Origin of the sequence: Pseudomonas oryzihabitans (genome assembly GCF_001518815.1) — a bacterium.
Lineage (GTDB): Bacteria > Pseudomonadota > Gammaproteobacteria > Pseudomonadales > Pseudomonadaceae > Chryseomonas > Chryseomonas oryzihabitans_E.
This window is the reverse complement of sequence record NZ_CP013987.1, coordinates 430,199-442,978: the sequence shown is the minus strand read 5'-3', so window position 1 is coordinate 442,978 and position 12,780 is coordinate 430,199. Positions and strand designations below refer to the sequence as shown.

General features: G+C 63.3%; 10 protein-coding genes. 5 read left to right on the top strand and 5 right to left on the bottom strand.

The annotated features are described in order from the left end of the window. The first annotated feature begins 12 nt into the window (after nucleotides 1-12). On the top strand, nucleotides 13-1,956 hold the full coding sequence (gene acs / locus APT59_RS02040) for an acetate--CoA ligase (RefSeq protein WP_059313328.1): 1,944 nt from the start codon (nucleotides 13-15) through the stop codon (nucleotides 1,954-1,956). A gap of 54 nt (nucleotides 1,957-2,010) precedes the next feature. Here acs and APT59_RS02035 read toward each other — a convergent pair whose 3' ends face one another. Further along, entirely contained in the window at nucleotides 2,011-2,463 is a 453-nt protein-coding gene (locus APT59_RS02035) for a PA2169 family four-helix-bundle protein (RefSeq protein ID WP_059313327.1), read from the bottom strand. 77 nt (nucleotides 2,464-2,540) lie between these two features. Further along, nucleotides 2,541-2,900, bottom strand: coding sequence for a BON domain-containing protein (locus APT59_RS02030; RefSeq protein WP_017640375.1), 360 nt, complete (start codon nucleotides 2,898-2,900; stop codon nucleotides 2,541-2,543). A 370-nt stretch (nucleotides 2,901-3,270) separates the two neighbouring features. Here APT59_RS02030 and APT59_RS02025 point away from each other — a divergent pair, with 370 nt between their 5' ends. From APT59_RS02025 to APT59_RS02015, 3 genes are all read left to right on the top strand, one after another. Continuing rightward, nucleotides 3,271-6,777, top strand: a complete 3,507-nt coding sequence (locus APT59_RS02025) for an EAL domain-containing protein (protein ID WP_059313326.1) — start codon at nucleotides 3,271-3,273, stop codon at nucleotides 6,775-6,777. Between the two features lie 88 nt (nucleotides 6,778-6,865). After that, nucleotides 6,866-7,057 (top strand): hypothetical protein, encoded by a 192-nt coding sequence (locus APT59_RS02020; RefSeq protein ID WP_059313325.1) that lies wholly within the window; start codon nucleotides 6,866-6,868, stop codon nucleotides 7,055-7,057. Nucleotides 7,058-7,256: 199 nt separating this feature from the next. Further along, on the top strand, nucleotides 7,257-8,516 hold the full coding sequence (locus APT59_RS02015) for a cation:proton antiporter (RefSeq protein WP_059313324.1): 1,260 nt from the start codon (nucleotides 7,257-7,259) through the stop codon (nucleotides 8,514-8,516). Between the two features lie 55 nt (nucleotides 8,517-8,571). Here the strand turns inward: APT59_RS02015 and speD are convergent, their stop codons facing one another. Beyond that, entirely contained in the window at nucleotides 8,572-9,366 is a 795-nt protein-coding gene (gene speD / locus APT59_RS02010; RefSeq protein WP_059316808.1) for an adenosylmethionine decarboxylase, read from the bottom strand. Between the two features lie 265 nt (nucleotides 9,367-9,631). Continuing rightward, nucleotides 9,632-10,054 (bottom strand): OsmC family protein, encoded by a 423-nt coding sequence (locus APT59_RS02005; protein WP_059313323.1) that lies wholly within the window; start codon nucleotides 10,052-10,054, stop codon nucleotides 9,632-9,634. Nucleotides 10,055-10,263: 209 nt separating this feature from the next. Between APT59_RS02005 and crp the strand changes: the two genes are divergently transcribed. Further along, on the top strand, nucleotides 10,264-10,908 hold the full coding sequence (gene crp / locus APT59_RS02000; protein ID WP_017640369.1) for a cAMP-activated global transcriptional regulator CRP: 645 nt from the start codon (nucleotides 10,264-10,266) through the stop codon (nucleotides 10,906-10,908). 58 nt (nucleotides 10,909-10,966) lie between these two features. Here crp and APT59_RS01995 read toward each other — a convergent pair whose 3' ends face one another. Further along, a complete protein-coding gene (locus APT59_RS01995) occupies nucleotides 10,967-12,748 on the bottom strand; it encodes a BCCT family transporter (protein WP_059313322.1) in 1,782 nt (593 codons plus the stop codon). Between the last annotated feature and the right edge of the window lie 32 nt (nucleotides 12,749-12,780).

The following is a 12,780-nucleotide window of genomic DNA, read 5'->3' as shown; positions in this document are numbered from 1 at the left end:
AAGGAGCCGGCCATGAGCCACCGCTATCCCGTGCCCGAGAGCCTGAGTGCGCGCACCCATCTCGATGAAGCCCGTTATCGCGAGCTCTACCAGCGTTCGGTGGACCAGCCGGAACGCTTCTGGAGCGAGCAGGCCAGCGCCCTGCTCGACTGGTCACGCACCTGGGACGAAGTCCATAGCGGCGATATGCGCGAGGGGCGTACCCGCTGGTTCAGCGGCGGTCAGCTCAACGTCGCCTACAACTGCATCGATCGCCACCTCGCCGCCCGCGGCGACCAGACCGCCATCGTCTGGGAAGGTGACGATCCCGCCGACAGCCAGACCATCACCTATCGTCAGCTGTACGAACACGTCTGCCGCCTGGCCAATGTGCTCAAGGCGCGCGGGGTAAAGAAGGGCGACAGGGTCTGCCTGTACCTGCCGATGATCCCCGAGGCGGCCTACGCCATGCTGGCCTGCGCCCGCATCGGTGCGGTCCATTCGGTGGTATTCGGCGGCTTCTCGCCCGAGGCATTGCGTGATCGCATCCTCGACTCCGACTGCCGGGTGGTGATCACCGCCGACGAGGGCGTGCGCGGTGGCAAGCGCGTCCCGCTCAAGGCCAATGTCGACAAGGCCCTGGCCAAGTGTCCGGACGTCCACACCGTGGTGCTGGTCGAGCGTACCGGCGCCGCGGTGGGTCGACAGGAAGGTCGCGACCTGCCCTATGCCCAGGCCGTGGCCGACGTCTCCGCCGACTGCCCGGCGGAGCCCATGGACGCCGAGGATCCGCTGTTCATCCTCTACACCTCCGGCTCCACCGGCAAACCCAAGGGCGTGTTGCATACCACCGGGGGCTATCTGCTGGGCGCCACCTTAAGCTTCAAGTATTTGTTCGACTATCACGAGGGGCAGGTCTTCTGGTGCACCGCCGACGTCGGCTGGGTCACCGGCCACAGCTACATCGTCTACGGGCCCCTGGCCAACGGCGCCACTACTCTGATGTTCGAAGGCGTGCCGAGCTATCCCGACGCCAGTCGCCTCTGGCAGGTGGTGGACAAGCATCAGGTCAATATCTTCTATACCGCTCCCACTGCCTTGCGCGCCCTGATGCGGGAGGGCGACGAGCCGGTACAGCGCACCTCGCGGCAAAGCCTGCAACTGCTGGGCAGCGTCGGCGAGCCCATCAATCCCGAGGCCTGGGAGTGGTATCACCGGGTGGTGGGCGAAGGTCGCTGCCCTATCGTCGACACCTGGTGGCAGACCGAGACCGGCAGCATCCTCATCGCGCCGCCTCCCGGTGCCCTGGCGCTGAAGCCAGGTTCGGCCACCCTGCCCTTCTTTGGCGTCCAGCCGGTCCTGCTGGACGAACAGGGCAAGGAAATCGACGGTCCCGGCAGCGGCGTGCTGGCGATCAAGGCCAGCTGGCCAAGTCAGATCCGCACCGTCTATGGCGATCACCAGCGGTTGATCGACACCTATTTCAGTGCCTATCCAGGCTACTACTTCACTGGCGATGGCGCACGGCGGGATGAAGACGGCTACTACTGGATCACCGGGCGGGTGGACGACGTGCTCAACGTCTCTGGCCACCGCATCGGTACGGCGGAAGTAGAAAGCGTCCTCACCGAGCATGCAGACGTGGCCGAGGCGGCCGTGGTGGGCTGCCCGCACGAGGTCAAGGGGCAGGCGGTCTACGCCTTCGTCACCACCAAGGGCGGGGTAACGCCGAGCGATGAACTCAAGGCTCGGCTGCGTCAGCAGGTAGCCGACGAGATCGGTAGCTTCGCCAAGCCGGAGTTCCTGCAATGGGCGCCGGCGCTGCCCAAGACCCGCTCCGGCAAGATCATGAGGCGCATCCTGCGCAAGATCGCCTGCGACGAGCTGGACAGCCTGGGCGATACCTCGACCCTGGCCGACCCGTCCGTGGTCGACAGCCTCATCGACGCTCGTCTCAACCGCGCCCCGCAGGGCTAGGCAGCAGCCCAAAGGAAAGCCCCGCCTAGGCGGGGCTTTTTTCTACCAGCGGCCTTAGTGGGCTGCTTGCATCCGGTGCTTCAGGTCACGCATGCGATCATGAGTCGCACGGGCCTTTTCGAGCTGGCTGCGCAGGCTGGCCTGGGCATCCGGCGTGGCATGTTCGTTCACGGCACGTTCCAGCGCGTGCAACAGGCGGTCTTCCTGTTCTTCCAGTTCACTGACGTAGGTGACCTCTTCCTTTTCCTTGCTGGCAAAGGAGGTTTTGACGTCGGTGTAGTACTTGCGGAAGCTGCCGGCAAAGGTGCCTTGCTCGGCGGGCTTTTCACCGGCAGCCGATACCTGGCTGCTCAGCGCGCTGATGATTTCGGCCTTGCTTTGGGCGATCTCGGTAAAGAGCGCCTTCAATTCGGGGTTCTTCACTTCGGTGAGGGCATGCTCATAGAAATTCTTGCCGTCACGGGCGATCTCGATCAGATCGTTGAGGGTTTCGGTCGTATTGGTCATGGCAGTTCTCCGGGGTGAAGGGCAAGGGGCGATGGCAGCGGGTGTCGCTGCCATCGTGCCGGGGTTACCAGGCGGTCTTACTGGGCTGCTTTCAGCGCGTCAGCCGAGACGGCCTTGACGCCCTTGATGGCCTTGGCTTCTTTGATCGCCAGGTCGCGCTGGGCTTCGGTAGCCACGGTGCCGGACAGGGAGACGACGCCCTTGTTGGTCTCGACCTTGATCGAGGTGCCCTTGATGTGTTCGTCAGCCAGGAAAGACGCCTTCACCTTGCTGGTGATCCAGGTATCGGATGCGGCTTCTTCGGTCTTGTCCATGGTGTTATTGGCGGCCAGGGTCATGTTCTGGCTGGTGGCAGCGAAGGCACCGCCGGCCAGCGGCAGGCTCAGTACGGAAGCGGTGACGGCAGCGAGAGCAAAGGTACCGAAAGTCTTTTTCATGAGATGACTCCTGTTTTCCTTGGTGGTACTGCGTCCAGGTCCTGGCAGCAGCGACCTAGATGTAGAGCGCAACGGTCGCGATGAATTCCAAACCCATAAAAAGTCATTAAAAATCAATTACTTATATAGATTTCACCTTGCTGGCCAGCAGGCAAAATGCAAGAAAGGTGAAAATTCGTCTGGTAAATTGCACGAGGTCAGACGACTCTGGGTGGGACGTCTAGCCCGGGTAGTTGCCCGCGTGATGCGTCGACCGATGCCGCACGATAGAAAGAGGAATTGCCGGGTGGCCAAACCAGAACTGCTGCACCTTTATCCGGTCAATGCTGAACTGAACCCGACACCTACGATCGGGCCTTGAGGATCCGGGATGCGGCCTCTTTCTCCTGCGCGCATTGCCCTGATTTATCTGTTGCTGAGCGCCCTCTGGGTGATCGGTAGCGATGGGCTGCTGCATGTCCTGGTCGGCGATCAGGACAGTGCCTATCCTTGGCATACCTTGAAAAGCCTGGGCTTCATCAGCCTTTTGTCGCTGGTCCTGTATGGACTGATGCAGCGACAGGTCAGGCATCGCGAAGGGTTCATCGAAGAACTGCAGACCCAGCGCGGTACCCAGGATTTCATCCAGCGACTCACCAATACCGGCGACTGGCAGTTGCTGCCCGATGGCCGCCTGCTCTGCTCCGAACGGACCCTGGTGATGCTGCACCAGCCCAAGGACAGCGATCCGCTGGATTTCGCCACGGTAGTGGCCTGCGCGCGCGTCGAGGATCGCGACCATGTCCGCAGCATGCTCGAACGCCTGCAGCACATGCAGGGGCCGCTGAACTTTTCCGCGCACTTCGATGACGGCGAAGGCAGTTGGCGCTGGCTCAACTGGCAGAGCGACTTCGACGAAGCTGGCGTTACCCGCGGTGCCCTGGTCGACATCACCAGCCACAAGCTGGCCGAGCAGGCCCTGCAGGACAGCCAGAGACGCTATCGCGAACTGGTCCAGCATCTGCCGCTGGTGATATTCGCCAGTGACCACCGCGGCCGTTGGCAATTCCTCAATCCCGCGTGGGAAAGCCTGACCGGTCAACCTCCGGCCCAGCAACTCAACCACCCCCTGGACCAGGCCTTTCATCCCCAGGATGGCGCCCGGCTGCGCCAGCTGGTCGCCGATTTCGCGGCGGGTCAGCGCCTGCATTGGAACGGCGTGGTGCGGCTGCGGCAGTCGGTGGAAAGCCACCGCTGGATGCAGATGGAATTGCGCGCCGGCCTCGATGGCGAAATCCAGGGCACCCTGACCGACATTCATCACGACTACCAGGCGCAGCAGTTACAGCAGGCCCGCAGCGACGTGCTCGACGACCTGCTCACCGGCCTGCCGTTGGCGGAGATCCAGCAGGGCATCGCCTTGCGGCTGGAACGCATCTATCCCGAGATGCGCGTCGCCCTGCTGCTGGACGATCAGGGCGAGCACCTGCGCGTCGCCGCGGCGCCCAGCCTGCCGCCCGCCTTTCAGGCGGCGCTGGAAGGTGTCCCCCGCGGTCGCCACGACCAGGGCTGCTGTTCCGCCGTCACCGGCAATGCCCCCGTGTTCACCATCGACATCGAACTGGATCCGGCCTGGCAGGTTCTGCTACCGGCAGCCCTGGCGGCGGGCATTCGCGGCGCCTGGGCACTGCCCCTGCAGGACGAGCAACAGCGCGCCGTGGGCGCGCTGGGGATCTACTATGGCGAGGCGCGGCTACCCGAGCCGGAAACCCAGACCCTGATCACCGAGTTCACCCGCCTGGCGGTGCTGGCCATTCGGCAACAGCGCGCCGTCCAGGCCCAGCGAGCCAGCGAAGCCCGCTACCGCAGCATCTTCGAACAGGCCTATACCGGCATCATGCTGAATGACCTGGACGGCCACTGGCTGAGCATCAATCATCACTTCTGCCAGATGCTCGGCTATTCGCAACCGGAATTGCTGCAACGCGACATCGCCTCGGTGACTCATCCGGAAGAGCGTGCCCTCGGCGCCGCGTTGCGGAAACAGCTGATCGATACCGGCCAGGATCGCTACACCCTGGAAAAACGCTATCTGCATCGCAGCGGCCAGCCGGTGTGGGCCAACGTCACCACCCGGCTGATCCGCGATGATCAGGGTCTGCCGCAGTATTTCATCAGTACCGCTCAGGACATCACCCTGCGCAAACAGCAGGAGGAGAGCCTGCGCCAGGCTGCGGCGATGTTCGAGAACAGTCGCGATGGCCTGCTGCTGCTCGACGAACGTCGCTGGATCCTGGCGGTGAATCCGGCCTTCGCCCGGCTGCTGGGCGCCCAGGAGGGCACCCTGCTTGGCCAGCGTCTCGGGCTGCCCAGCGGGGGCCGGCAGGATCAGCGCTTCTATCGCGAGCTTTGGCGCACCGTACGCCGCGAGGGTCGCTGGGAAGGCGAACTGCTCTGGCCTCGCCTGGATGGCAGCACCTTCCCAGCCTGGACCACCATCGACACCCTCTACCCCCGGGAAAGACGGCAATACACGGTCACGGTCAGCGATACCACCCGGCTGCGGGAGAGCGAGGCGCGCCTGAGTCACCTCGCCCACCACGATCCGCTGACCGACCTGCCCAACCGCCTGCTGGCGCGTACTCATCTCGAACACGCGCTGGCCCTTGCGGAACCCCAGGAATACCTGGTCGCCGTGCTGATCCTCGACTTCGACCTCTTCCGCACGGTCAATGAAAGCCATGGCCATGCCCTGGGCGACGAGCTGCTGGTGGAATTCGCCGCTCGCTTGCGCGCCCTGCTCAGCGAGGACATCACCCTGGCCCGCATCGGCGGTGATGAGTACCTGGTCATCATCGAGCGCCTGGACCGCCCCGAATTCGCCGCCCAGATCGCCCAGGCGATGCTTGGCAAGCTGGAGCAGCCCTTCCACCTGGGCGACCACGACATCTACCTCAGCGCCAGCATCGGCATCAGTCTCTTCCCCGACGATGGCAGCACCGCCGACGACCTCATCCGCAATGCCGACACGGCCATGCACCAGGCCAAGGATCAGGGTCGCGATACCTTCCGCTTCTATACCCAGGCTCTCACCGAGCAGTCACGGCGCCGGTTGAATCTTGAATCGCGACTGCGCATGGCGCTCAAGCGCGGTGATTTCGTCCTACATTACCAACCGCTGATGAGCGTGAGTTCGGCCCAGACCATCGGCGTGGAGGCCCTGGTGCGCTGGCTGGACCCGGAACTGGGGCTCATCCCGCCTACCGAGTTCATTCCCCTGGCCGAAGAGACCGGGCTCATCGTGCCGCTGGGCGACTGGATCATCGAAAGCGCCTGCCAGCAGATGCGCAGCTGGCTGGAGCAGGGGCTGGAACTGGAGACCCTGGCGATCAACATCTCGCCCCGGCAATTCGCCAAGCGTGACCTGGCCAGCACCATCTCCCGCGCCCTGGCGCGCAGTCGCCTGCCCGCCGAGAACCTGGAATTGGAGATCACCGAAGGCACCCTGATGGACAACGTCGAGGAAGCGCTAATGTCCCTGGCGACCCTCAAGACGCTCGGGGTGCGTATCGCCGTGGACGACTTTGGCACCGGCTACTCCTCGCTGGCCTACCTGCGCCGCTTTCCGCTCGACAAGCTCAAGATCGATCAGAGCTTCATGCACGAACTGCGCAGCGACAGTGGTACCCACAGCAGCCAGGCCATCGCCGCGGCCATCGTTGCCCTGGGCCAGGGCCTGGGCCTGGACGTTCTGGCCGAAGGGGTGGAGACCACCGAACAATGGGACATCCTGCGCAAGCTGGGCTGCCAGCAGTGCCAAGGTTTCCTGTTCAGTCCGCCGTTGCCTCCCGAAGAGTTCGCCGCCTGGTATGCCGAGCGGCAACGCGCACGCGCTTAGCCAGCGGACTGACGAGTGTCACTGTTCTGCAATCAAAACCACTCTAGACTCGGGTTTCCACTTTTCGTCTGTCCCCGAGGGTATCAGCATGAAGATCGTGGTTCGTCCCCTGCGCAAGTCCACCACCAGTGCCTGGCAGGTCTGCATCGACAAGCAGGCCATTACCTTTCTTAGCGAAGCGGATGCCCGCAGTTACGTGGCGACTCTGGAGGCGCGTATCGCCGCGCCCCACCCGCTGCCCCTGCGCGAGACCGCACTCGGAGTCGCAGCTTCGCTCTAGCCACGACGACGTTCGTCTCTGCGTCACGCACCTTGCCCTGCTCAGGCGTTACCCGCCTGGGTAGAGCGCGGTGCACCTTCTTTCCAACGAGAATTCGGATAGCAGGCTATCGATAATGTAACTTTTGCGGCATCCGCCCCATCCTACCCCTAGCTCCCGCGTTCGCGGGGTCTCGTTGTCTGATGGATCTGGAACGCCCATGCTCGAACTCGCTGCTGCCTTCATCTGCTTCACCTCGCTGCTCACCTACCTCAACTTCCGCTTCATTGGCCTGCCACCCACCATCGGCGTCATGGTCATCGCGCTGATCTTCTCGGTCGGCCTGCAGAGCCTGTCCTGGCTGGGTTTTCCCGGTCTCGAGCACCGCATCGGCGAGCTGCTCGGGCAGATCGACTTCAACGACCTGCTGATGAACTGGATGCTCGGTTTCCTGCTGTTCGCCGGCGCCCTGCACGTCAATCTCAAGGACCTGCGTGACTACAGGTGGGCCATCGGTGGCCTGGCCACCCTGGGCGTGGTGATCTCCACGGTACTGATCGGTTACCTGACCTACTGGATCTTCGGCTGGCTGGGCTGGCACATCGACCTGCTCTACTGCCTGATCTTCGGTGCCCTGATCTCCCCCACCGACCCCATCGCCGTGCTCGGCATCCTGCGCTCGGCCGGCGCGCCCAAGTCGCTGGAAACCACCATCGTCGGCGAAGCGCTGTTCAACGATGGCGTCGCCGTGGTGGTCTATTCGGTGCTGCTGGGGGTGATCCAGCTGGGCGAGACGCCCACGGTCAACGCCGCGCTCTGGCTGTTTCTCGAAGAAGCCGGCGGCGGCATCCTCTTTGGCCTGGTGATCGGCTTCATCTGCTACTGGCTGATGCTGAGCATCGAGCAGCACCAGATCGAGGTGATGCTGTCCCTGGCGCTGGTGATCGGCGGCTCGACCCTGGCCAGTCACCTGCACGTCTCCGGCCCCATCGCCATGGTGGTGGCAGGCCTGATCATCGGCAACCTGGGTCGCACCAAGGCCATGAACGATTTCACCCGGCGCTACCTGGACGGTTTCTGGGAATTGATCGACGAGATCCTCAACGCCCTGCTGTTCGCCCTGATCGGCATGGAGCTGCTGGTGTTGCCCTTCAGCTGGACCCACCTGGGCGCAGCGTTGCTGGTGACCCTGGCGATTCTCTTCGCCCGCTGGATCAGCGTGGCACCGGTGGTACTGCTGAGTCCGCACTGGCGCAACATGACCCGCGGCACGGCGCGCATCCTTACCTGGGGCGCCCTGCGCGGCGGTGTCTCCGTGGCTCTGGCCCTGAGCCTGCCAGCCGGTCCGGAACGGGATCTGATCCTGGCGCTGACCTATATCGTGGTACTGGTCTCCATCCTCGGCCAGGGCCTGACCATCGGCCGGGTGGTCAAGAGCGTCACCGGTGCCACACCGATCGCGCGCGACGAGCATCACTGAGCCCGGGAAACGAAAAACCCCGCCGTGACGGGGTTTTTGAGCAACAGCCAAGCGATCAGCGCGGCAGGTTGCGTCCGGAGAAGATCTCGCGCATCTCGTGCTTGAGACGCTGGGTGATCTGCTGACGCTGTTCGGTCGAGAGGCTGCGAGAGGCGTCGCCGAACAGGTAGTTGTCCAGTTCGAATTCCTTGAGCAGCATCTTGGTGTGGAACAGGTTGTCCTGGTACACGTTCACGTCGACCATCTGATAGGCCGCGCGGGTATCCTCGGACAGGTAGTTCTGGATCGAATTGATCTCGTGGTCGATGAAGTGCTTGCGCCCTTCGATGTCGCGGGTGAAACCACGCACCCGGTAGTCCACGGTGACGATGTCCGAGTCGAACTGGTGGATCAGGTAGTTCAGGGCCTTGAGCGGGGAGATCACGCCACAGGTGGAGACGTCGATGTCGACGCGGAAGGTGGCGATGCCGTCATCCGGATGAATCTCCGGATAGGTATGCACCGTGATGTGACTCTTGTCCAGGTGGCCCAGGATGGTCTCGCGCAGCGGGCCGGGCGACTCCTCGATCTGGCTCTCGGTCGGCTCGACCGGTTGCTCGGAAATCAGGATGGTCACGCTGGCACCCTGGGGATCGTAGTCCTGGCGGGCGATGTTGAGGATGTTGGCCCCGATGATGTCGACCACGTCGGTCAGTATCTGGGTCAGACGCTCGGCGTCGTATTCCTCGTCGATGTACTGGACATAGGCCTGTTGATCTTCCGACGTCTCGGCATAGCAGATGTCGTAGATGTTGAAGCTCAAGGTCTTGGTCAGGTTGTTGAAACCATGAAGCCTGAGTTTGCTTTTCACGGTGGTAAAGCTCCCGTCGTGCGGTCTCTGACCGCGGTCCTGAATGCCCGTCAGTTGCGGATTGCGCAAGCTGCGTAGGGCGGCGAACACCTCTTCGCGATGGCGATTGGCTGTACTTGTCGGGGCATGCCCCTTAAGAGCGGCGCATTATGCAGATCGGCAGCGGCTGGGGCCAGAGTCTGCCGGGCTCAGGTGATGAATTGATGTCGGCGAGAAGGGGATGACGCGGATAGCGACGCCTGAACGGGCGTCGCGGGCGAGGGATTCAGGCGAGTTCGACGAGTTCGTAGCTGTGGCTGATCTCGACGCCGGCGCGGCCAAGCATGATGGACGCCGAGCAGTATTTTTCCGCCGACAGCTCGATGGCGCGCTTGACCTGGGCTTCCTTGAGACCGCGCCCCTTGACCACGAACTTCAGGTGGATGCGGGTGAACACCTTGGGCTCGGTATCGGCGCGCTCGGCCTCGAGGAACGCCTCGCAGCTCTCCACCGGCTGCCGCGCCTTGCGCAGGATGCTGACCACGTCGTAGCTGGCGCAGCCGCCCAGACCGATCAGCACGGTCTCCATCGGCCGTACGCCCAGGTTGCGACCGCCGCTTTCCGGCGGGCCATCCATGACCACTACATGGCCACTGCCAGACTCGCCAAGGAACATGGCCTCGCCCGCCCACTGAATGCGCGCTTTCATCGCTTTCGTCCTACTTATATATGCAAATGGTGATCAGCTTAACATGCTGAATGGCGTAAACTGGGTACCAGTGTAAGGTTATTCAGCTCGCATTTAAGCTGCGCGTGTTCTTATCCGGTCTTTGAATTGGAACCGGCGCAGCCTATGCATGCACCGGTTCGGACATCGGTGCCCCCGACTCAGGTTAGCTTTCAACCTCAGGAATCAGCATGGCCGCTATCATCCCTCCCGCGAAGTTACAGCACATCGACAAGCTGCTAGCGCATTGCTCGCGTCGTCGCTATACGGCAAAAACCACCATCATCTACGCTGGCGACAACAGCGAGAGCCTGTTCTTCATCCTCAAGGGATCGGTCACCATCCTCATCGAGGACGATGAAGGCCGCGAAATGATCATTGCCTATCTCAACGCCGGGGACTTCTTTGGCGAGATGGGTCTGTTTTCCAAGGAAGGTAGCGAACCCGAGCGCAGTGCCTGGGTACGCGCCCGTACCGAGTGCGAAGTCGCCGAGATCAGCTATGGCCAGTTCCGCGAACTGAGCCAGCATGATCCGGACATGCTCTTCTCCCTGGGCCGTCAGATGGCCGAGCGGCTGCGCCAGACCACCCGCAAGGTCGGCGACCTGGCCTTCCTCGACGTCACCGGTCGCGTAGCCCGCACCCTGCTCGACCTGTGCAAGCAGCCCGACGCCATGACCCATCCGGATGGCATGCAGATCAAGATCACCCGCCAGGAAATTGGCCGTATCGTCGGCTGCTCCCGCGAGATGGTCGGTCGCGTGCTGAAGTCCCTCGAAGAACAGGGTCTGGTCCACGTCAAGGGCAAGACCATGGTGGTGTTCGGCACCCGCTGAACCCACGCGGCGCGCCTCCGCCAGCCGGCGGGGGCAGACGCCCCCGCCGGTCCCGGCATCAGACCTGGACCTGCTTTTCAACCTTCTCTACCCGCACCGTGGCTTTCTCGCCAACGGTCTTCTCGCCGTTACCCTTGGCCTTGGGCTCCCCCACCACGAAGTGGAATTCTTCGCCGTGCTTGACCGCGCCATAGAGCACCGCCTTCTCGATCAGCTCGGTACCGCGCAGATGCCGCAGCATCAGCGGATCGCAGCGCAGATCGCGGTAGAGCGCCAGGCACAGCAGCGCCATGACCACCACGAAGGGTAGCGAGACCACGATGGTCAGGTTCTGCAGGCCATTGAGGGCCGCCCCCGGATTGCCCGGGTCGCCGATGGCCAGCATGATCGCCGCCACCGCGCCGGTGAGGGCGCCCCAGAAGATCACCGTGCGCCGCGAGGGCTCGGTGGTACCGCGCTCGGACAGGGTGCCCATCACCAGGGAAGCGGCGTCGGCGCCAGAGACGAAGAAGATCGCCACCAGCACCATGACCAGCACCGAGGTCACCGAGGCCCAGGGATAGCTGGACAGCAGATCATAGAGGGCGAAGTTGCTGTTCACCGCGCCGTCGACCAGGGTGAAGGCGCCCAGACGCATGGCGTCGATCGCAGCACCGCCGAAGATGACGAACCAGACCACGCTGACCAGGCTCGGCACCAGCAGCACGCCGGTGACGAACTGGCGAATGGTGCGGCCACGACTGATGCGGGCGATGAACATGCCGACGAAGGGCGTCCAGGAAATCCACCAGGCCCAGTAGAACACCGTCCAGCTGGACAGCCAGTTGCCCATGGCCTCACCGCCGCTGGCACTGGTGCGGGCCATCATCTCCGGCAGCAGGTCGATGTAGTCGCCAATGGCGGTAGGCAGCAGGTTGAGCATCAGCAGACTTGGGCCGACGATGAAGACGAACAGCGCCAGCGCCACCGCCAGCACCATGTTGGTGTTGGACAGCCACTGGATACCCTTCTCCACGCCCGACACGGCGGAGATGACGAAGGCGACCGTCAGCACGGTGATGATGCTGATGTAGAGCAGCTTGCCCGGTTGCTCGATCCAGCCGTTGTGTTCGAGGCCACCGGCGATCTGCAGGGCGCCCAGGCCCAGGGAGGCGGCCGAACCGAACAGGGTGGCGAAGATCGCCATCATGTCGATGACGCGGCCGAGGGGGCCATTGGCGTACTCGCCGATCAGCGGCCGGAAGGCGACCGAGATCAGCTGGCAGCGCCCCCGGCGATAGGTGCCATAGGCGATGGCCAGACCAACGACGGCGTAGATCGCCCAGGGATGCAACGTCCAGTGGAACAGCGTGGTGGCCATGGCCACCTGCAGGGCGGCGCTGCTCTGCCCTGCCGCGCCGCCGGGCGGCGGATTGAGGTAGTGCGAAAGCGGCTCGGCGACGCCAAAGAACATCAGACCGATGCCCATCCCGGCGCTGAACATCATCGCCACCCATGACAGGGTGCGAAACTCCGGTTGTTCGTCGTCGCGTCCCAGGGGAATGCGTCCGTAGCGACTGGCAGCCAGCCAGATGACGAAGACCACGAAGCCAGTGGAAGTGAGAACGAACAGCCAGCCAAAGTGGGTGATCACCCAGCCTTGGGCGGTCGAGGCGCTGCTGGCCAGACTGACCTGGTTGATGAATCCCCAGATCACGAAGGCGAGAGCGGCGATGCTGGTGATGCCGAAGACCACCCAATCGGTGGTCCCGGCAAGTCGACGATCACGCCGCGCCTCTTCGGTCCGAGAGGGATCGGTGACGCTGATATCAAGTGTTTCGCTTTTTTCTTCCGTTGCCATGGTTCTTGCTTGCCCTGGTTATGGATAGCCTG

Coding starts and splice junctions, on each gene's coding strand:
- APT59_RS01995 (WP_059313322.1), bottom strand. CDS start 12,748: ATGGCAACGGAAGAAAAAAGCGAAACACTTGATATCAGCGTCACCGAT.
- APT59_RS02020 (WP_059313325.1), top strand. CDS start 6,866: ATGAAGATCGTGGTTCGTCCCCTGCGCAAGTCCACCACCAGTGCCTGG.
- APT59_RS02015 (WP_059313324.1), top strand. CDS start 7,257: ATGCTCGAACTCGCTGCTGCCTTCATCTGCTTCACCTCGCTGCTCACC.
- APT59_RS02035 (WP_059313327.1), bottom strand. CDS start 2,463: ATGACCAATACGACCGAAACCCTCAACGATCTGATCGAGATCGCCCGT.
- APT59_RS02005 (WP_059313323.1), bottom strand. CDS start 10,054: ATGAAAGCGCGCATTCAGTGGGCGGGCGAGGCCATGTTCCTTGGCGAG.
- APT59_RS02025 (WP_059313326.1), top strand. CDS start 3,271: ATGCGGCCTCTTTCTCCTGCGCGCATTGCCCTGATTTATCTGTTGCTG.
- APT59_RS02030 (WP_017640375.1), bottom strand. CDS start 2,900: ATGAAAAAGACTTTCGGTACCTTTGCTCTCGCTGCCGTCACCGCTTCC.
- acs (WP_059313328.1), top strand. CDS start 13: ATGAGCCACCGCTATCCCGTGCCCGAGAGCCTGAGTGCGCGCACCCAT.
- crp (WP_017640369.1), top strand. CDS start 10,264: ATGGCCGCTATCATCCCTCCCGCGAAGTTACAGCACATCGACAAGCTG.